Annotated in this window: 16 protein-coding genes; 14 read left to right on the top strand and 2 right to left on the bottom strand. The window is 60.9% G+C overall.

All coding sequences use genetic code 11. The annotated features are described in order from the left end of the window. Window positions 1-283 precede the first annotated feature (283 nt). From dnaX to ACMX25_RS21440, 5 genes are all read left to right on the top strand, one after another. Entirely contained in the window at window positions 284-3,094 is a 2,811-nt protein-coding gene (dnaX, locus tag ACMX25_RS21460; RefSeq protein WP_414952084.1) for a DNA polymerase III subunit gamma/tau, read from the top strand. 333 nt (window positions 3,095-3,427) lie between these two features. Further along, window positions 3,428-3,754 (top strand): YbaB/EbfC family nucleoid-associated protein, encoded by a 327-nt coding sequence (locus tag ACMX25_RS21455; protein WP_089163842.1) that lies wholly within the window; start codon window positions 3,428-3,430, stop codon window positions 3,752-3,754. Between the two features lie 35 nt (window positions 3,755-3,789). Then, window positions 3,790-4,386 (top strand): recombination mediator RecR, encoded by a 597-nt coding sequence (gene recR, locus ACMX25_RS21450; protein WP_414952083.1) that lies wholly within the window; start codon window positions 3,790-3,792, stop codon window positions 4,384-4,386. 43 nt (window positions 4,387-4,429) lie between these two features. Beyond that, entirely contained in the window at window positions 4,430-4,654 is a 225-nt protein-coding gene (locus tag ACMX25_RS21445) for a DUF1653 domain-containing protein (protein ID WP_414952082.1), read from the top strand. Window positions 4,655-4,734: 80 nt separating this feature from the next. Continuing rightward, window positions 4,735-5,940 (top strand): CaiB/BaiF CoA transferase family protein, encoded by a 1,206-nt coding sequence (locus ACMX25_RS21440; protein WP_414952081.1) that lies wholly within the window; start codon window positions 4,735-4,737, stop codon window positions 5,938-5,940. A gap of 13 nt (window positions 5,941-5,953) precedes the next feature. Here ACMX25_RS21440 and ACMX25_RS21435 read toward each other — a convergent pair whose 3' ends face one another. After that, window positions 5,954-6,931 carry an NADPH:quinone oxidoreductase family protein gene (locus ACMX25_RS21435; RefSeq protein ID WP_414952080.1) on the bottom strand — a complete coding sequence of 326 codons (978 nt, stop codon included), beginning with the start codon at window positions 6,929-6,931 and terminating at the stop codon, window positions 5,954-5,956. Between the two features lie 196 nt (window positions 6,932-7,127). Here ACMX25_RS21435 and surE point away from each other — a divergent pair, with 196 nt between their 5' ends. From surE to rlmD, 6 genes are all read left to right on the top strand, one after another. Continuing rightward, window positions 7,128-7,886, top strand: coding sequence for a 5'/3'-nucleotidase SurE (gene surE / locus ACMX25_RS21430; protein ID WP_414952079.1), 759 nt, complete (start codon window positions 7,128-7,130; stop codon window positions 7,884-7,886). Beyond that, window positions 7,883-9,106 (top strand): protein-L-isoaspartate(D-aspartate) O-methyltransferase, encoded by a 1,224-nt coding sequence (locus tag ACMX25_RS21425; protein WP_414952078.1) that lies wholly within the window; start codon window positions 7,883-7,885, stop codon window positions 9,104-9,106. The genes surE and ACMX25_RS21425 overlap by 4 nt, the downstream gene beginning before the upstream one ends. Window positions 9,107-9,111: 5 nt before the next feature. Further along, the gene (locus ACMX25_RS21420) at window positions 9,112-10,101 is read left to right on the top strand and encodes a peptidoglycan DD-metalloendopeptidase family protein (RefSeq protein WP_414952077.1); all 990 of its coding nucleotides are present in this window, start codon (window positions 9,112-9,114) and stop codon (window positions 10,099-10,101) included. 11 nt (window positions 10,102-10,112) lie between these two features. Then, window positions 10,113-11,207: an RNA polymerase sigma factor RpoS gene (rpoS, locus tag ACMX25_RS21415; protein WP_414952076.1), complete on the top strand. Its 1,095-nt coding sequence runs from the start codon at window positions 10,113-10,115 to the stop codon at window positions 11,205-11,207. 35 nt (window positions 11,208-11,242) lie between these two features. Beyond that, on the top strand, window positions 11,243-12,019 hold the full coding sequence (locus tag ACMX25_RS21410; RefSeq protein ID WP_414952075.1) for a 3'-5' exonuclease: 777 nt from the start codon (window positions 11,243-11,245) through the stop codon (window positions 12,017-12,019). Window positions 12,020-12,217: 198 nt separating this feature from the next. Beyond that, a complete protein-coding gene (gene rlmD / locus ACMX25_RS21405; protein WP_414952095.1) occupies window positions 12,218-13,579 on the top strand; it encodes a 23S rRNA (uracil(1939)-C(5))-methyltransferase RlmD in 1,362 nt (453 codons plus the stop codon). 94 nt (window positions 13,580-13,673) lie between these two features. Here the strand turns inward: rlmD and ACMX25_RS21400 are convergent, their stop codons facing one another. After that, entirely contained in the window at window positions 13,674-14,372 is a 699-nt protein-coding gene (locus tag ACMX25_RS21400) for a Bax inhibitor-1/YccA family protein (protein ID WP_414952074.1), read from the bottom strand. A gap of 449 nt (window positions 14,373-14,821) precedes the next feature. Here ACMX25_RS21400 and ndk point away from each other — a divergent pair, with 449 nt between their 5' ends. The 3 genes from ndk to ACMX25_RS21385 all read left to right on the top strand — a co-directional run bounded on the left by ndk (window position 14,822) and on the right by ACMX25_RS21385 (window position 17,881). After that, window positions 14,822-15,247 carry a nucleoside-diphosphate kinase gene (ndk, locus tag ACMX25_RS21395; protein WP_414952073.1) on the top strand — a complete coding sequence of 142 codons (426 nt, stop codon included), beginning with the start codon at window positions 14,822-14,824 and terminating at the stop codon, window positions 15,245-15,247. Between the two features lie 99 nt (window positions 15,248-15,346). Continuing rightward, the gene (gene rlmN, locus ACMX25_RS21390; RefSeq protein ID WP_414952072.1) at window positions 15,347-16,489 is read left to right on the top strand and encodes a dual-specificity RNA methyltransferase RlmN; all 1,143 of its coding nucleotides are present in this window, start codon (window positions 15,347-15,349) and stop codon (window positions 16,487-16,489) included. Window positions 16,490-16,702: 213 nt separating this feature from the next. Beyond that, a complete protein-coding gene (locus ACMX25_RS21385) occupies window positions 16,703-17,881 on the top strand; it encodes a helix-turn-helix domain-containing protein (RefSeq protein WP_414952071.1) in 1,179 nt (392 codons plus the stop codon). The last annotated feature ends 74 nt before the right edge of the window (window positions 17,882-17,955 follow it).

The following is a 17,955-nucleotide window of genomic DNA, read 5'->3' as shown; positions in this document are numbered from 1 at the left end:
TTCCTTCTTCAAACTTCGTAATTTCCCCAAACGTCGCATCGGTTTGTCCCTGGTTTAAAACCTGCTGCCTCCCGCTTTTCGGATGTCCTGGCAGATCTGCGTCTTTCGCGCTGGGCCCTACCTCCGTTTTCACGTTTTTCATTCGCATTTCCCATCGAGGTCTCTTGCCGGCCAATAAGCGGTTCTGCCCATATGCAGTGCAGCTTCCTATGCATCGCTTCCGCAGGCGTGCGCGCCGCCGCGAAACGCTTTTGCCTCTTGACGTTGCTGATACAATTTCGGCATGACCTATCAAGTTCTCGCACGCAAGTGGCGGCCCAAATCATTCGCTTCGCTCGTCGGCCAGGAGCACGTGGTTCGCGCGCTGACGCACGCGCTCGACGGCGGGCGACTGCACCACGCCTATCTGTTCACCGGCACGCGCGGTGTTGGCAAGACGACGCTGTCGCGCATCTTCGCCAAGGCGCTCAATTGCGAGACCGGCGTAACTTCCACTCCGTGCGGCATATGCCGGGCGTGCAGGGAGATCGATGAAGGACGGTTCGTCGATTATGTGGAGATGGACGCGGCCAGTAATCGCGGCGTGGACGAAATGGCAGCGCTGCTGGAACGCGCGGTGTACGCCCCGGTCGACGCGCGTTTCAAGGTCTACATGATCGACGAAGTGCACATGCTAACGAACCACGCGTTCAACGCCATGTTGAAGACGCTGGAAGAGCCGCCCGCACACGTCAAATTCATCCTCGCCACCACCGATCCCCAGAAGATCCCCGTCACTGTGCTGTCGCGCTGCCTGCAGTTCAATCTGAAGCAGATGCCGGCAGGGCAGATCGTGGGGCATCTGGAACATGTGCTGGGCGAAGAGCAGATACCGTTTGAGCTGCAAGCGTTGCGGCTCTTGTCGCGTGCCGCCGACGGCAGCATGCGAGACGCGCTTTCACTCACTGACCAGGCCATTGCGTATTCGGCGAACCAGGTCACGGAGGAGGCCGTGCGCGGCATGCTCGGCGCGCTCGACCAGAGTTACCTGATCCGCTTGCTCGATACCCTCGCGGCCGGCGACGGGGAGGGCGTGCTTGCCATCGCGGACGAAATGGCGTTGCGCAGTTTGTCGTTTTCCACGGCACTGCAAGATCTGGCCGGCTTGTTGCATCGGATCGCATGGGCGCAATTTGCGCCGGCTTCGGTGCTGGACGAATGGCCGGAGGCAACCGATATCCGCCGTTTCGCCGACTTGCTGAGTGCCGAGCACGTGCAACTGTTCTATCAGATTGCAACGATCGGGCGCGGCGAGATGGGCCTGGCACCCGATGAATACGCTGGTTTCACCATGACGCTGCTGCGCATGCTCGCGTTCGAACCCGCGGGTGGTCCGGGCGGAGGCGGCGGAGGCGGCGCGCGGGTAAGGCAGGCGGTTGTGGGTTCGTCCAGCGCGGGGACACGCGCATCGGCGCCGAGTGGTGTCGTCGCCGGTGGGGCGAGTTTGCCGAGTGCGGAGGCTCCGAAGCCAGCGGTAAATCGTGTCTCCGATGCTGCCTCTACTGGAGCCGCCACGACGAGTGTGGATCGCGCGCGGGATGCAGATCAAACGGCCGTGGCACGGCACAGTGCGGCTGACGATTCAGCTCCGAAGGCGGTTGCTGAATCGGAACCGCGGGAAGATCTCGCAGCGGCTAGTCAGAATGCCGTGCAGAGCATTGCAGTTAAGCTCGAGCCTAAGCCGGCTGCGAACGCGCAAATGATCGCGGAGCCTGATCGAACGGATGAGGGTATCGATACCTCCGCCGTTGCACCGGGTGGTGCTATCGATCCAGAGGGTTCGAGGGAAGATGCAACGGCTGATGCGCTGACCGACAAGGCTGTCGACTTGCATAACGATGGCGCCAAGGTGGACGCAGCGGATGCGCAAAGCGCGCCGGCGAACAACCCTGCTGGACCGGCATCATCTGACGTAGCGGCCGTGGCTTTAGATCCCGAGCCCGCCGCCGATACGCCTTCGTCGACCGTCAGTTGCCATGGGTCGTCGGAGGACGTCTCGGTTGCTCCTGAATCAGAACCTGATTCCAGCGCCTCGACTTTGGCCGCAGCGGCTCAGGAACTCGTCGATCGCGACGCTGCCAGTCGGCCAGCAAACCGGGCGGTGCCCTCAGCTGAAAAAATCGCATCGCCGCGTGCGACGGGCGGTGCTAGCGCCGCGCTCGACGTGTTGCGCAGTGCAGGCAATCGGGTATCGTCGGATCGCGGTGTGCGTGCTCCCGAACCGGTGCGCAAGCCCGCAGTCCCGAAGGCAACGCCGACCGTGCAGGTTCCCGTGCCACGCCGGCTTGCGGCTTCGGCTGATCGAAATGCAGCGCCCGCCGCAGGTGACTCCAGGTTCGGTGGTGCGCAGCCGAACGCGAACGGCACAGATAGAAATGGCAGCGGCGCGAACGGTGCTGGCGCCGTAGCGAGCAAGAACAATGGCGGCGCAACTCCTCCGTGGGAAGAAATGCCGCTGGACGACTATCAGCCGGTGTCGTCGGAAGAGGGCTATTTCATGCCGCCCGACGACGGTTTCATGCCCGCGTTCGACAGCGGCCCCGACGACCTGCGCTTCAACGATGCGCCCGCCGCCAAGCCGGCGCCCCGCGTCGATGCACGTCCGCTGCCGCCCGCCGTCCCGCTCGATGCGCTTGGTGTGAGCGGTGACTGGCCAACGCTCGCCGTGGATTTACCGCTGAAGGGTATCGCTTACCAGCTCGCTTTCAACAGCGAACTCACCGCGTGTGACGGCACATCGATCACGCTTGCTGTGCCGGTGCCGCAATACGCCGAAAGCGCACAAGTGGCGAAGCTGAAGGTTGCATTAACCGACAAGCTGGGCCGGCCGATCGATGTAAACGTGAGCGTCGGCCCAGCGCGCCGCACGGCTGCTGCGATCGACGCCGCTGCTCGCGCGCAGCGCCAGCAGGAGGCGGAAAAGGAGATTACGCAGAACCCGTTCGTGCAATCGCTGATCCGCGATTTTGGCGCAAGTATTGTGCAGGGTTCGATCAAGCCGTTGGCATCGGGTAGCCCGCAGGATGGCGGGCAGAACGCGGCATCGGCGAGTTGACGATTTCGTCGTGAGCGAAGAAGGGCTGACACCGAAAGCCGTTAAGCTACGCGGCCCGTGAGATCGCTGAAATACGTTAAAGCCAGAACCCCCGCAGAGCGAACGAGTCAGAGAAAGCATCTAAGCTTCGGATCAAGAACGCCGGGCAAGCATGAAGGTGAGGCCCCTTTCACGCCGGACGGTTCAAAGGACATCGAACACCCGTTGTAAAGCACATAGAGCACGCAAGGCTACAACCATCACCCATTCACAGCCGGCGCGGACCCGAGCCGATCCCGAACCGCGCGGCACGCATCCATTCTCTTTACCCCGTTTCGAGCAAGGAGCCCGACCATGATGAAGAACCAACTCGCCGGCTTGATGAAGCAAGCTCAGCAGATGCAGGACAACATGAAGAAGATGCAGGACGAACTTGCCCTGGTCGAAGTGGAAGGGCAGTCCGGCGCCGGTCTCGTGAAGGTGGTCATGACGTGCAAGAACGACGTCCGCCGTGTGACGATCGACCCGAGCCTGCTCGCCGACGACAAGGACATGCTGGAGGATCTCGTTGCCGCCGCGTTCAACGACGCCGTGCGCAAAGCCGAAGCCACCACGCAGGAAAAGATGAGCGGCATGACGGCCGGCATGCCAATGCCGCCGGGTTTCAAGCTGCCGTTCTAAACACCTCAATCCTCAGAGCATAGGGCCATCAGCGCATGAAACAACCTTCCGCCTTGTCGGCGCTCGTCGAAGCGCTGCGTGCGCTGCCGGGCGTGGGTCCCAAGTCGGCGCAGCGCATGGCCTATCATCTGATGCAGCACGACCGGTCAGGCGCTGAAAAGCTTGGCCGGTCGTTGATGTTCGCCACCGAGCATCTGCAACATTGCGAGAAATGCAACACGTTCACCGAGGCGGCGATTTGCGAAGTCTGCGACGATCCCGAACGCGATCCTGAACTGCTTTGTGTCGTCGAAACGCCGGCCGATCAGATCATGCTCGAACAGACCCTGACGTATCGCGGACTGTATTTCGTGTTGATGGGACGGCTGAGTCCGCTAGATGGTATCGGGCCGAAAGAGATCCATTTCGATCGCCTGATCCAGCGAGCCACTGACGGCCTCGTGAAGGAAATCGTGCTTGCCACGAACTTCACGAACGAAGGCGAGGCGACCGCCCATTACCTTGCACAGACGCTCAAGTCGAAGGGCCTGAAGGTGACGCGCCTTGCGCGCGGCGTGCCGGTCGGCGGCGAACTTGAATACGTTGACGCGGGCACGATCGCGCGTGCAATGCTCGACAGGCGCTCGGTTTAGACCGCAGTTGTAGATCCTAGTCATACCGTAACAAGGCAACAATATGACCGAAGCAGAAGCGTTGGCGCTCGCCACGCACCGGCATTACAAGGGCGGTTTATATCGCGTGATTGGCGTGGCGCGGCATGCGGAGACGGAAGAGGCGATGATCGTCTATGAGCATCTCTGGCCGCACGATCATGGCCTGTGGGTGCGTCCTGCGGAACTGTTTAACGGCACGCTCGCCGACGGGTCACCGCGGTTCAAGGCGCTCGACATTCCGCTGTAAAAACCGTGTGGCGCGTCAAGCCATCACGCTATTTCAAGCCGCTCTGAAACAGTTTTTAAAACGACAACGAAGGAGACACCATGAGCGCTTCTACGGGACCGCTCGCCGGCGTCAAGGTGCTCGAACTCGGTACGCTGATCGCCGGGCCGTTCGCCGCGCGCTTCATGGGCGAGTTCGGCGCCGACGTGATCAAGATCGAAGATCCGAACGGCGGCGATCCGCTGCGCAAATGGCGCAAGCTGTATCCGGAAGTAGGCGGGACATCGCTATGGTGGGCCGTCCAGGCACGCAATAAAAAATCGGTGACAGTCAATCTCAAGTCTCCTGACGGCAAGGAAATCGTCCGGAGACTGGCGAAGGAAGCCGATATCGTCGTTGAGAATTTTCGTCCGGGCTTGCTCGAAAAACTCGGGCTCGGCTATGAGGTGCTATCCGCCGAAAACCCGGGCCTCGTGATGGTGCGGCTGTCGGGCTACGGCCAGACCGGGCCGTATCGCGATCGGCCGGGCTTTGGCGCCATCGCTGAATCGATGGGCGGATTGCGCCACATCACCGGTTATCCGGACTTGCCGCCGCCGCGCATCGGCATTTCCATTGGTGACTCCATTGCCGCGCTGCATGGCGTGATTGGCGCGTTGATGGCGCTGCATCATCGGCAAGCGAATGGCGGCAAGGGACAAGTCGTCGATGTCGCGCTGTACGAAGCCGTGTTCAATATGATGGAAAGCGTCGTACCCGAATACGGCGTGTACGGCATGATCCGCGAGCGCACCGGCGCGTCGTTGCCGGGCATCGTGCCGTCAAACACGTATCCGTGCCGCGACGGCAGTATTGTGATTGGCGGCAACAGCGATCCAATCTTCAAACGGCTCATGCTCGCGATCGGCCGCGAGGACCTGGGCAACGATCCTACGCTGACATCGAATGACGGACGTGTGCCGCGCACTCGGGAAATTGACGACGCAATCCGTGTATGGCTTTGCACCCGTTCCATCGATGAGGCGCTCGCTGTGCTCAACGCTGCGGATGTGCCTGCGGGCCGAATCTACAGCGTGGCCGATATGTTCACCGATCCGCAATACATCGCGCGCCAGATGATTCAGCATTTTCCCTGGCAGGATGGTCGGGAGATCGCGCTGCCGAACGTCACGCCGAAATTGTCGGAAACGCCGGGCGAGACTCGCTGGCTTGGCCCGCAACTCGGCGAACACACCGATGACGTCCTGCAATCCCTCGGCTACGCGCCCGAAGAAATTGCGCGACTGCGGGCGGACAAGGCAATTTAAGCCTTGGCGTGATTCATCGAGGTTCGATCACGATCTTCCCGGAGACGCGTCGGCTGGCCATGTCATTCAATGCCGCGGCGGTCTCTTCGAGGGCATAACGCTTCGTGACGTGCGGCCGTACCTGGCCGTCCTTGATCCAGCCAAAGATCTGCTGCATCGCGGCACTCGCCAAATCTGGCTCGCGCTGGATATGCTGGCCCCAAAACACACCCACAATACTCGCGCCCTTGAGCAGTGCAAGATTGAGGGGCAGCTTTGGAATGTCGCCGTTCGCGAACCCGACCACGAGATATCTACCGCGCCACCCGATACTGCGAAAAGCCGGCTCCGCGTACTCGCCGCCGACCGGATCGTAGATGACGTCGGGCCCATTCCCGTCTGTCAGCGCCTTGATCCGTTCGCGCAGGTTTTCACTCGTGTAGTCGATGGTGGCGTCCGCACCATGTTCCACGCACAACGCGAGCTTCTCCGGACTCGACGCCGCCGCAATCACGCGCGCACCCAGCGCCTTGCCGATTTCCACGGCCGCCAGCCCCACGCCGCCCGCCGCTCCCAGCACGAGCATGGTTTCGCCGGCCTTCAGTGCGCCCCGGTCGACCACCGCGTGGTGCGATGTCCCGCACGCGAGCGTGATGGCCGCAGCGCTGGCGAAGTCGATGTCGTCAGGCAATGGCATGCACGCTGCCTCGCTTGCCAACGCCTGCTCGGCGAATGCGCCTTGCGCCGTATAGGCGGCCACTCGCATGCCGGCCTTCAATCGCGTGACGTCCGGGCCTACGGCTCGCACCACACCCGCGAACTCGGAACCCGGTGTGAACGGCAGGTCGGGCTTCATCTGATACTTGTTCTGGATCACGAGGACGTCAGGAAAATTCACGCTCGCGGCGCGCACGTCGATCACTACCTGGCCCGGCCCGGGCTGGGGGTCGGAGAGTGTTTCCAGGACGAGGGATTCCGGCGGTCCGAACTGGTTGCATCGAATGGCGCGCATGGTGTCTCCGGGTGAAATAATCGTGATCTGGCAGTGTAGATCAGGGCCGTACGAACGTGCTCTTGCCTACGTCTCGTTGGCCGAACGGTCTACAAATCGCGACCAATTTGCCCTCTGCAAAGCGCAATGGCAAACCGTTTGGCCGAGTGCCCCGACGTCGATCCGTGGGCCTTCCTTCCTCGGTTACAATCGTCGAATGCGAATCCTACTCAGCAACGACGACGGTTATCAGGCACGCGGCCTTAACGTGCTGCATGCGGCCATGCAGCCGCTTGGCGAAGTCACTGTGATGGCGCCCGAGCAAAACTGCAGCGGCGCTTCGAACTCGCTCACGCTGTCGCGGCCGCTCAGCATTCACACTGCGGCGAATGGTTTTAACTACGTGAACGGCACGCCAACGGATTCGGTGCACATCGCGCTGACGGGCATGCTGGCCGAGCAGCCGGATCTGGTCGTATCCGGTATCAACAACGGCCAGAACATGGGCGAGGACACGCTGTATTCCGGCACGGTCGCCGCAGCCACCGAAGGTTTCATGTTTGGCGTGCCCGCCATTGCCTTCTCGCTGGTCGGACGGGACTGGCTGCATCTGGAGGACGCGGCGCGCGTGGCGGCGGAGATCGTCGCGCACTACCTCGCGCATCCCATGCCCGGCCATCCGCTGCTCAATGTGAACATTCCGAGTCTGCCGTATGACCAGATGGGCGAGTGGTGCATTACGCGGCTGGGCAAGCGTCATCCATCGCAGCCTGTCGTTCGTCAGATCGATCCGCGCGGTAATCCGATCTGGTGGATCGGGCCGTCCGGCGACGCACTCGATGCCAGTGAAGGAACGGACTTCCATGCCGTGGCGAACGGCCATATCTCGATCACGCCGCTGCAGCTCGACCTGACGCATACCAAACTGCTGCCCGCGACCCGCGAGTGGGCCGAGGCACGGAGCCGCCGTTCATGACCGACGAACGCGCGAAACGCTTTCCGCTGGCGCTCGCCGATCTGGTGCGTGAGCCACGCAAGGCGACTGCGCGCCCCGATGCGCGCAGCAAGCCGGCATTGAAGGCGATACCGGGCGGCAACGGCGGTTTGAAATCGGCTGCGGCTACGCACAAGGCTTCCGCCGCCGCGCCGAAACTGGCGGCGGCAAGGGCAGCAAAACCGTCGGCCGGGATGCATTCCGGCATAAAGACAAATGCGGCGGCGAAAGCCGAGCCGAAGGCGCTCGCGAGCAACACGGCGGCGCGGGGTGTGGCGGGGAGTTCAGCCGCATCGGCGGGAGACGGGCATCGGTCTGCTGCGAGAGTGCACGCTGCATCGAAACCATCCACGGTCGTGGCGCACCATCAGCCCGGCGCGCTGCGTGCGGGTGCGCGTCCGAACGAAACACGCGACGCTCAACCCAGGTCCCGGACGCATGTGAAGCCGGACGCCAAATCGAACTCACAACCGGCCAGGTTGCAAACGGCGTCGCAGCCCGAGGCCCGGTCCAACGTCCGAAAGGCTGGGGCCCAGGCCGGGCAGCAAAGCACTCATGCGCTGACATCGGAACGAGTACGTGAGCGCATGGTCGAAAGGCTGCGCGCCAACGGTATAACGGATGCACGCGTGCTCGCTGCCATGGCCGCGGTGCCGCGCCATATGTTCGTCGATCCCGGACTTGCCACGCAGGCTTACGAGGATGCGGCGCTGCCGATCGGGCATCATCAGACTATCTCGAAGCCATCGGTGGTCGCGCGGATGATCGAGCTGGTCGCCGCCGGTCGCACGCTCAGGAATGTGCTGGAGATTGGCACGGGTTGCGGATATCAGGCGGCTGTCCTGTCGCAGGTGGCGACCGACGTGTATTCCATTGAGCGGATCCGGCCGTTATCTGAGCGAGCGAAGCTCAATCTGCGGCCGTTGCGCGTACCAAATATCCGCCTGCATTACGGCGATGGCCGTCTCGGGTTGCCGGCAGTCGCGCCGTTTGACGCCATTGTGATTGCTTGTGCCGGACTCGACGTTCCGCAGGCGTTGCTCGATCAACTTGCTGTCGGCGGCAGACTTGTTGCGCCCGTCGGATCGCAGACGGCGCAAGCGCAGATACTGACGCTCGTCGAGCGCGTTTCGCCCACTCAATGGCGCGAATCGCAGCTCGATCGGGTTTTCTTTGTACCCTTAAAATCCGGAGTGATTTGACACCGATGAGTATGTTGCGTGCTAAACGAAATGTGAGCGCGAACCCCGGTCTGTCGGTGGTTCAGCGCGGTGTATGCGTCGTGGCGCTGTCCGCACTGGCCGCCTGCGCGACCCGGATGGATCAGGCGCCCGTCGTCGACCGGACTGGATCCGCTATCGGCACGCAGGCTGCCCAGGATGGATCGATGTTGCCGCCGGGTCCGCCGCCGCCGGGTTACTACCGGGTGAAGCCGGGTGACACCCTATACCGGATCGCCCTGGAAAACGGCCAGAATTATCGGGACATTGCGTCGTGGAACAACATGACGAATCCGAATCAGATCGAAGTCGACCAGTTGTTGCGCGTGGCGCCTCCGGGCGCCAATCTCGCGGCGGCAACACCGGGCGTTTCTACCGCTCCCATTGTTGGCGGCGGGGTGCAAGCTCAGCCGCTCAATAATACTTACGGCGCGAATACGTCGACTGTACCGGGCGCGAGTGGCTATGCAAACGGCAGCACGCCGCCGGCGCCGAATTACGGCACGTCGTCCGGCATGGGTGCAATGCCGGGTACGGCAGCGCCCGGACTGGCCATGACGCCGCCGCCGGGAACGGGTGTCGACAATGGGGCAGCTGCGGTTCCGGCTGCACAGCCGGCGTTCATCTGGCCGGCGCGCGGACCGATTCTCGGCACGTTCGACGAGGCGAAGAACAAAGGCTTGAACATTGGCGGCGCGAGCGGAGATCCGGTCAATGCGGCGGCTGACGGACGGGTTGTCTACTCCGGCAACGGTCTGCGCGGATACGGCAATCTTGTCATCATCAAGCACGACGCAACTTTTCTTACCGCGTACGCACATAACAGTGCTTTGATGGTAAAAGAGGGAGACGCGGTGACAAAAGGGCAGAAAATCGCCGAGATGGGCAACAGCGATTCGGACCGCGTGATGTTGCATTTCGAAGTTCGCCGGCAGGGCAAACCTGTCGACCCTCTGAAGTATTTGCCGCCGCAATAAGCGAAATCATCATGCCTAAATCGAAGCGCCAACCGCCGCAAGCCGAGGCTGAGACAATCAGCCGACCCACGCAGACAACGGTGGAAGACGGCGCTTCGAATCAGGCAGACGAGTCTGAAGGCGAAACGGCTGACGCCGAACTCGATTCAGACGAAGACGGTGGCGCGAATGGCAAGGATGCCGTCGAGGGTGCCGCTGATTCCGTACCCGACGTCGATGACTTCAAGTCTATTTTGCAGGCTGAACTCACGGCCGACACAATCCAGCATTACCTGAACCGCATTAGCGTGAAGCCGCTGCTGACGGTCGAGGAAGAGCAGCGCTATTCGCGGCTGGCGAAAGCCGGCGAATTCGAAGCGCGCCAGGTCATGATCGAGCGCAATTTGCGGCTGGTGGTCAGTATCGCGAAGGGCTATTTGAATCGCGGTGTGCCGCTGCTCGATCTGATCGAGGAGGGCAATCTCGGCTTGATGCACGCTATCGAAAAATTCGATCCCACGCGTGGCTTCCGGTTTTCGACGTATGCCACGTGGTGGATCCGCCAGAGCATCGAGCGCGCGATCATGAATCAGGCGCGCACAGTGCGTTTGCCCGTTCATGTGATTCGCGAACTCAATCAGGTGCTTCGCGCGAAACGTCATCTCGAAAAAAGCTCGGCGAATTCGACGGCGGCCATTGCGCCGGACCGGCGAGACGCGAGCATTGACGACATTGCGCATCTCACCGGCAAAACGCCCGAAGAAGTCACCGACATCCTCGCCCTCAATGAACACACGGCGTCGCTCGACGCGCCGCTCGATCTTGACCCGGCGAGCAGCCTGCTCGATTTGCTATCCGACGACGCAAGTCAGTCGCCGGATTCGGAAGTTCAGCATCGCGAACTGGAAACGCTTACGAAGCTGTGGCTTTCCCGTCTCTCCGACAAACACCGGCACGTTATTGAGCGCCGTTTCGGCCTGAATCATATTGAGCCGGCCACGCTCGAAGAACTCGCCGACGAAATGGGCTTGACGCGCGAACGCGTGCGCCAGATTCAGCAGGAAGCGCTGGTCCGACTCAAGCGGTTCTTCGCATCGAATGGCGTGCGAAAAGACGCCGTGCTTTAGGCAAGGCGCTTTGCAAGGCCGTCCTTAAAAAAATAATGACTCCAATTCTCGTATTCGACATCGAGACCATTCCCGATGTCGACGGTATTCGCCGTCTCGATTCTCTTCCCGCCACGCTCACCGATATCGAGGTGGCGGAGCATGCGTTCGCCGCGCGCCGTGAAAAGGTGGGGAACGACTTCCTGCCGCATCATCTGCAACGCATTGCGGCCATTTCATGCGTGTTTCGCGATAACACGGGGTTTCGCGTGCGTTCGCTCGGCACGACGACCGATTCCGAGGCATCGCTGATCCAGTCGTTTTTTCGTGTAATCGAAAAATACACGCCTCAACTAGTTTCATGGAATGGCGGCGGTTTTGATCTGCCCGTGCTGCACTACCGCGCGCTGGTGCACGGCGTGACAGCGTCCCGCTATTGGGACCTGGGCAATGATGATCGCGAGTTTCGCTACAACAACTACATCAGCCGTTACCACGCGCGCCACACTGACCTCATGGACGTGCTCGCGATGTACCAGGCTCGTGCGAACGCTCCGCTGGATGCGCTTGCCAAGCTCTGCGGTTTCCCGGGAAAGCTGGGCATGGACGGCGGCATGGTCTGGCAGGCGTACTCGGAAGGGCGCATCGAGGAAATCCGCAATTATTGCGAGACGGACGTGGTCAACACGTATCTGATGTACTGCCGTTTCCAACTGATGCGCGGCGGTTTTTCCGCCGAGGAGTATGCCGACGAGATCAGCTTCGTAAAAAATGCGCTCGCGCTGGAACCGGCGTCCCATTGGGCCGAATATCTGGCTGCCTTCGACAACTGAGTGCCGCGCCGGGGCTCCCCCGGCATCGTCTACAATCTCGCCTTTGTTGCTCTTTTCCGGGGTCTTCGCCCCGCGTTTCGTTTCGCTTTCCGCTTCCCGATTGTTCACTTCGTTCACCAAGTTTCACATTAGCCAGGAAGTCCGCAGGTGTCTCACGCTCGAAAAAAATCGCGTAATCGCTGGAATCCGCCCACTCGAATCGTTCCTCTGGACCCTTCGGCCGCGCCAATCGAGATCGAAATCAAATCGCTCGATATGGATGCGCAGGGTGTCGGTCGTGCGACGGCCGAGGACGGCTCGGAAGGCAAGGTTATTTTCGTGGAAGGCGCGCTGCCGGGTGAACGCGTGTTGTACGCGAGCTTTCGGAGGAAGGCCGCATTCGAGCAAGCGTTGCTGATCAAAATCCTGCGTGAAAGCGTCATGCGCACGCGGCCGAAATGCCCTTATTTCAGCAAATGCGGCGGCTGCTCCATGCAGCACCTTGATGTGCGCGCGCAAATTGCCGTCAAGCAGCGGGTCCTCGAGGACAACCTCCAGCACATCGGCAAGCTCCACGCAGAAACGATCTACCGGCCAATTCATGGGCCGTCGTGGGGATACCGGTATCGGGCACGGCTGGCTGTACGGCTGATCGCGGGAAAGGGCGGCGCGCTCGTGGGATTCCACGAGAAAAAGAGCAGTTTTGTCGCCGATATGGAAACGTGCGACGTCCTGCACCCGAATGTGTCGGCGCTGTTGATGCCGCTGCGGTCGCTCGTCCGCGATTTATCCATTCGCGACCGCCTGCCGCAGATTGAAGTGGCCGTTGGCGCCGAGACGACCGCGCTGGTGCTGCGGATTCTCGAGCCGTTGACGCAGGCAGACGAAGCGCTGCTGCGTACTTTCGCCGATGCCCATGCCGTTCAATTCTGGCTGCAGCCGAAAGGACCGGAGACCGCTTTTGCGTTTTATCCCGTTGAGCGGGATCTGGCCTACACGCTGCCGGAATTCGGCATCCGCATGCCGTTCAAGCCAACCGATTTCACTCAGGTCAATCATCAGATCAACCGGGTGCTCGTTAGCCGCGCGTTGCGGTTGCTGGCCGCGCAGCGAACGGATCGGGTACTGGATTTGTTTTGCGGCATCGGCAATTTCACGTTGCCGCTCGCGCGGATGGCGCGTGAGGTGGTGGGAATCGAGGGGAGCGAGGGCCTGACTGAACGGGCGCTAGAAAATGCCCGGATCAATGGCGTTCAAGAGCATACGTCGTTCGCATGCCGAAACCTCTTCGAGATCACAACGGACGATTTTCGCGCGCTAGGTCCCTTCGACAAGATCCTCATTGATCCGCCGCGTGAGGGCGCGCTGGCGGTATCGAAGGCGTTGGGAGAAATGGCGCAGAGCGGCGAGGGCGTGTTGCCTAAGCGAATTGTGTACGTGTCGTGCAATCCGGCAACGCTCGCCCGGGACGCGGGCGTGCTCGTGCGCGATGCTGGTTACCGCATGAAGGGCGCGGGCGTGGTGAACATGTTTCCGCATACATCGCACGTCGAATCGATTGCGCTGTTCGAACGCGATTGACTCTCCAAGCTTTGAATTTCCCAGATTTGCGTGCATAAAAAACCGGCCTTCGAAAAAGGCCGGTTTTCACTTGCGAAGCAAAACTAAAGCGCAATCAATTCCGATTGCCACCGAAGATACCGAGCAGCATCAACAGGTTGGTGAACACGTTGTACAAATCCAGGTAGATCGCGAGCGCGGCGCTGATGTAGTTCGTTTCACCGCCATTCACTACCCGCTGGACGTCGAAGAGCATGTACGCCGAGAAGATCACGATGGCCAGCACGGAGACCGTCAGCATCAAGGCCGGCAGGTGCAGGAACACGTTCGCAAACGCGGCCAGCAGCAGCACCAGTACGCCCATGAAGAGCCACTTGCCGAGACCGGAAAAGTCACGCTTGCTGACCGTTGCAATAGTCGCCATGGCGGCGAAGATCACACCAGTGCCACCAAACGCCATCATGATGAGCTGCGGCCCGTTCGTGTAGCCGAGGATGAAGCTCAGCAGACGAGACAGCATCAGACCCATGAAGAACGTGAAGCCGAGCAACACGAATACACCGATGCTACTGTTCTTGGTGCGCTCAATGGCGAACATGAAGCCGAACGCGATTGCCATGAAGGCAATGAAGCTCATGGCGGGGCTGGTAGCCGCAAACAGGGAGAAACCTGTTGCCACCCCGACCCACGCGCCCAACACGGTTGGGACCATGGATATTGCGAGGAGCCAATAGGTGTTCCGTAGTACGCGGTTGCGGGTTTCGGAGGACGTGACACTACCGCTGCGACCAAAACCGTAAGGGGATTCGTTCATGGTTTCTCCTTGCCTAAACTTGTGTAAAGCCATCTGGTTCAAAAACCGGCTCGATTTGCCGGAAAACGCCGACGCCGCCGTGCGGAAGCTGCGATGCAAAAACACGGCTTTGTCAGTCAGGCGGCTTCGCTGGACCTTCGTTGGACGATACGCCGCGAACATCTGCTAGTTGCATTGTACGCCGCGGGGCCTGAAAGCCCGAAAGCCCGAAAGCCCTTCTGACACGAAATATGGGCCTATCTTGCGCCGAAATCAACGTTGCTGCTGTGCACTACCGAGACCGCTAAAATTACGGCGCGTTTCATACCCACGCTGTGATCCGCACTGCAATTCGTCACTTGCTTTGATGCTTACGGAGTCGTAAGGTTTCCATCGCAATCATACAACGCTTCGTGCTACAATTACCGATTCATTTATATTCGTAACCCGTTCATTTTTTGGAGTTTTTCATGGCGATCGAGCGCACCCTGTCGATTATTAAACCGGATGCAGTGGCAAAGAATGTGATCGGTCAGATCTACAGCCGTTTTGAGCAAGCTGGCCTCATGATCATCGCAGCTCGCATGGTCCACCTGTCGCGCGCTGATGCGGAAAAGTTCTATGCGGTTCACGCTGCACGCCCGTTCTTCAAGGACCTGGTCGAATTTATGATCTCGGGCCCCGTGATGATCCAGGCGCTGGAAGGCGAGAACGCCATCCTGACGAATCGCGACCTGATGGGCGCAACGGACCCGAAAAAGGCTGACAAGGGCACGATCCGCGCGGATTTCGCCGACAGCATCGACGCTAACGCGGTGCACGGTTCGGACGCTGCTGAAACCGCACGTCAGGAAATCGCTTTCTTCTTCCCCGAAGTGAACGTCTATTCGCGTTGATTCGGGAGTAGATTTATCGCTGGAATTGGCGCGAAATAGCTGGAGCGCGGCTTAGAACGCGGTCCATTTTTCGCTCAGCAAGGAAATGGCAGAATCGAAATGACAGCTGCAACAGTCAACCTTCTTGATCTCGATGCCGCCGGGCTCGTCGCTTATTGCGACAGCCTGGGCGAAAAGCCGTTTCGCGCCAAGCAATTGCAACGCTGGATTCACCAGTTCGGTGTCGACGACTTCGACGGCATGACGGACCTGGCGAAATCGCTGCGTCAGAAGTTAAAGGGGCGGGCAAGCCTGGACATGCCTTCCATCGTCCGCGATCACGTTTCCACCGACGGCACACGCAAGTGGCTGATCGACGTGGGAAATAGCAACGCGGTCGAAACCGTATATATCCCGGAAGAAAATCGCGGGACCCTTTGCGTGTCGTCGCAAGCGGGCTGCGCCGTGAATTGCCGGTTCTGCTCCACCGGCAAGCAAGGCTTTTCGCGCAACCTGAGCACGGGCGAAATCATCGGCCAGTTGCGCATGGCCGAGTTTGCGCTGCGGGCGTCCAAAAGTGGCACCTATGGAGCGCCGAATAACGGCAAGGCCGATCGCGTCGTGACGAACGTCGTGATGATGGGCATGGGCGAACCCTTGCTCAACTATGACGCCGTCGTGCCGGCCATGCGGCTGATGCTCGACGACAACGCGTACGGGCTGTCGCGTCGCCGCGTGACGTTGTCCACGTCGGGCGTCGTGCCCATGATGGACCGTCTGGGCGCAGACCTGCCGGTCGCGCTTGCCGTGTCGCTGCATGCGCCCATCGATTCGCTGCGCGACATGCTGGTGCCGCTGAACAAGAAATACCCCCTGCGGGAATTGATGGCGGCCTGCCAGCGTTATTTGAAGGTTGCGCCGCGCGATTTCATCACATTCGAATATTGCATGCTCGACGGCGTGAACGACAGCGAAGCGCACGCGCGCGAACTGATCGCGCTGACGCGTGATGTGCCATGCAAATTCAACCTGATTCCGTTCAATCCGTTCCCCGAGTCCGGTTTGACGCGATCGAGCAACGAACAGATCAAGCGATTCGCGCAAGTGCTGATGGACGCCGGCGTCGTGACAACCGTGCGCAAGACGCGCGGCGACGACATCGACGCGGCATGCGGGCAGTTGGCCGGCGAGGTTCAGGACCGTACGCGTCTGGCCCAGCGTATGGGCAAGACGGCGAAGGTGATCGAGGTTCGCGCTGTCTGAAGCTTTGGGCGGGATAATCGCGCCGCCGACCTGCGGCGCCCTATCCGGTGAAAAAAGCGGAAAATCCGGCAATAAACGATAGAAGTCGGCACACAATGCCGTGCATTTTGTTATAAAGCCGTCTGCAACGCCAACTCGGCTGCAGCCACGGTGGCGCTAAGGTCAGCAACGAAGCTGAACAGCGACAAAAAGAATCGATGCGAGGAAATTGGGATGAGTGAGCCGCAGCACCCGACGCCTTTCGGCGCTCATAAAGCTGGCCAATCAGGCAGTCAGTCCGGCGTTTTGCCCGGAAACCAGCCCGAAAACGCCGCGAGCGTCGCCAGTACCGCGGGCGGCATTCAGCAGGCAGCGAGTCTTGATTCTGTCGCCGCGGTTGGCGCGCGGCTTACGCAGCTTCGCGAAGCGAAGAACTGGTCCCTGGACGATGTATCCGCGCGGTTGAAGGTGTCGCCGCAGAAACTACGTGCGCTCGAAAGCGGCGATCTCAGCCTTTTCCCCGACCGGAACTTCGCGACTGGCATTGTGCGCAGTTACGCGAAAATCATGGGCGCCGACCCGGCTCCCTTCACGGCCGCGCTGCGTCACGCGAATGGTCCGGTCGAGCAAAATTTATCGTTGCCGGCATCGTCAGGTGCGGGTTTGCCGCGCGGCCGCGTGTCAGTGCCGCTGGGCAGTTCGCCGCGGCGCCGGTCCTGGTTGTGGGGCGTAGCGGCGGTGATCGTTGCGGTGATTGCGCTCGCCATGTGGCACACGGGTGGGGATTCTGCCGCATGGTTTGCCCGGCTGAAGGCCAGCGCCAATGGCGCAACTCAGGCCACGAACAGCGACACCAGTGCAGGTTCGTCGGTGGCAGCGACTGACGATGCAACGGCCAACACGGGGGCAGTCGCCTCTGCTGACGCCGCTAGTGAAGCCTCGGCGAATGGAGCCGGAGTTCAGGCTGGAACGCAGGCAGGGGCTCAGCCTATGCCGAGCCCGCTGGGTACGAACGCGCTTGCGGCGTCTTCATCCACGATTACGGCTGTCCAGGGCGCCGCAGCGCGTGCACAGAGCGCAAGCGCTCCGTTGGCGAATGCGCCGAAATCCGCGTCGTCGGCGGTTGCAGCAACTTCGGCGTCGGCAACTGCTTCAGTCGGCACCGGTGGCAACGAGATCGAATTGAAGGTGGCGAGCGACAGCTGGTTCAGCGTGCGCCAGAAGGACGGCAAGGAAGTGTTCTCGGGCCTGGTCAAGGCTGGCAACGTGCAGAAAGTCGCAGGTGACGCGCCGTTCAAGGTCACGGTTGGAAATCGGGCAGGCCTCGATTCGCTGACGTTCGACGGACAACCCGTCGACCCAGCCAAATTTGGCCCCGCGAAGGGCAATGTCGCCCGTTTTTCGCTGCCCTGATTTCGTCCGCGCGTCCACTCGTGTGTGCGCTCGTGTGTGGTTGAGCCCGCGCCGTTATATAACGTGGGCTTGAA

This window comes from Caballeronia eucalypticola (assembly GCF_047608185.1).
In the GTDB taxonomy this organism is placed as follows: Bacteria; Pseudomonadota; Gammaproteobacteria; order Burkholderiales; family Burkholderiaceae; genus Caballeronia.
This window is presented reverse-complemented; position numbering and strand designations above follow the sequence as displayed.

Bases quoted from the DNA above. Each gene is read 5' to 3' on its own strand.
- dnaX (WP_414952084.1), top strand. From the start codon at position 284: ATGACCTATCAAGTTCTCGCACGCAAGTGGCGGCCCAAATCATTCGCT.
- ACMX25_RS21455 (WP_089163842.1), top strand. From the start codon at position 3,428: ATGATGAAGAACCAACTCGCCGGCTTGATGAAGCAAGCTCAGCAGATG.
- recR (WP_414952083.1), top strand. From the start codon at position 3,790: ATGAAACAACCTTCCGCCTTGTCGGCGCTCGTCGAAGCGCTGCGTGCG.
- ACMX25_RS21445 (WP_414952082.1), top strand. From the start codon at position 4,430: ATGACCGAAGCAGAAGCGTTGGCGCTCGCCACGCACCGGCATTACAAG.
- ACMX25_RS21440 (WP_414952081.1), top strand. From the start codon at position 4,735: ATGAGCGCTTCTACGGGACCGCTCGCCGGCGTCAAGGTGCTCGAACTC.
- ACMX25_RS21435 (WP_414952080.1), bottom strand. From the start codon at position 6,931: ATGCGCGCCATTCGATGCAACCAGTTCGGACCGCCGGAATCCCTCGTC.
- surE (WP_414952079.1), top strand. From the start codon at position 7,128: ATGCGAATCCTACTCAGCAACGACGACGGTTATCAGGCACGCGGCCTT.
- ACMX25_RS21425 (WP_414952078.1), top strand. From the start codon at position 7,883: ATGACCGACGAACGCGCGAAACGCTTTCCGCTGGCGCTCGCCGATCTG.
- ACMX25_RS21420 (WP_414952077.1), top strand. From the start codon at position 9,112: ATGAGTATGTTGCGTGCTAAACGAAATGTGAGCGCGAACCCCGGTCTG.
- rpoS (WP_414952076.1), top strand. From the start codon at position 10,113: ATGCCTAAATCGAAGCGCCAACCGCCGCAAGCCGAGGCTGAGACAATC.
- ACMX25_RS21410 (WP_414952075.1), top strand. From the start codon at position 11,243: ATGACTCCAATTCTCGTATTCGACATCGAGACCATTCCCGATGTCGAC.
- ACMX25_RS21400 (WP_414952074.1), bottom strand. From the start codon at position 14,372: ATGAACGAATCCCCTTACGGTTTTGGTCGCAGCGGTAGTGTCACGTCC.
- ndk (WP_414952073.1), top strand. From the start codon at position 14,822: ATGGCGATCGAGCGCACCCTGTCGATTATTAAACCGGATGCAGTGGCA.
- rlmN (WP_414952072.1), top strand. From the start codon at position 15,347: ATGACAGCTGCAACAGTCAACCTTCTTGATCTCGATGCCGCCGGGCTC.
- ACMX25_RS21385 (WP_414952071.1), top strand. From the start codon at position 16,703: ATGAGTGAGCCGCAGCACCCGACGCCTTTCGGCGCTCATAAAGCTGGC.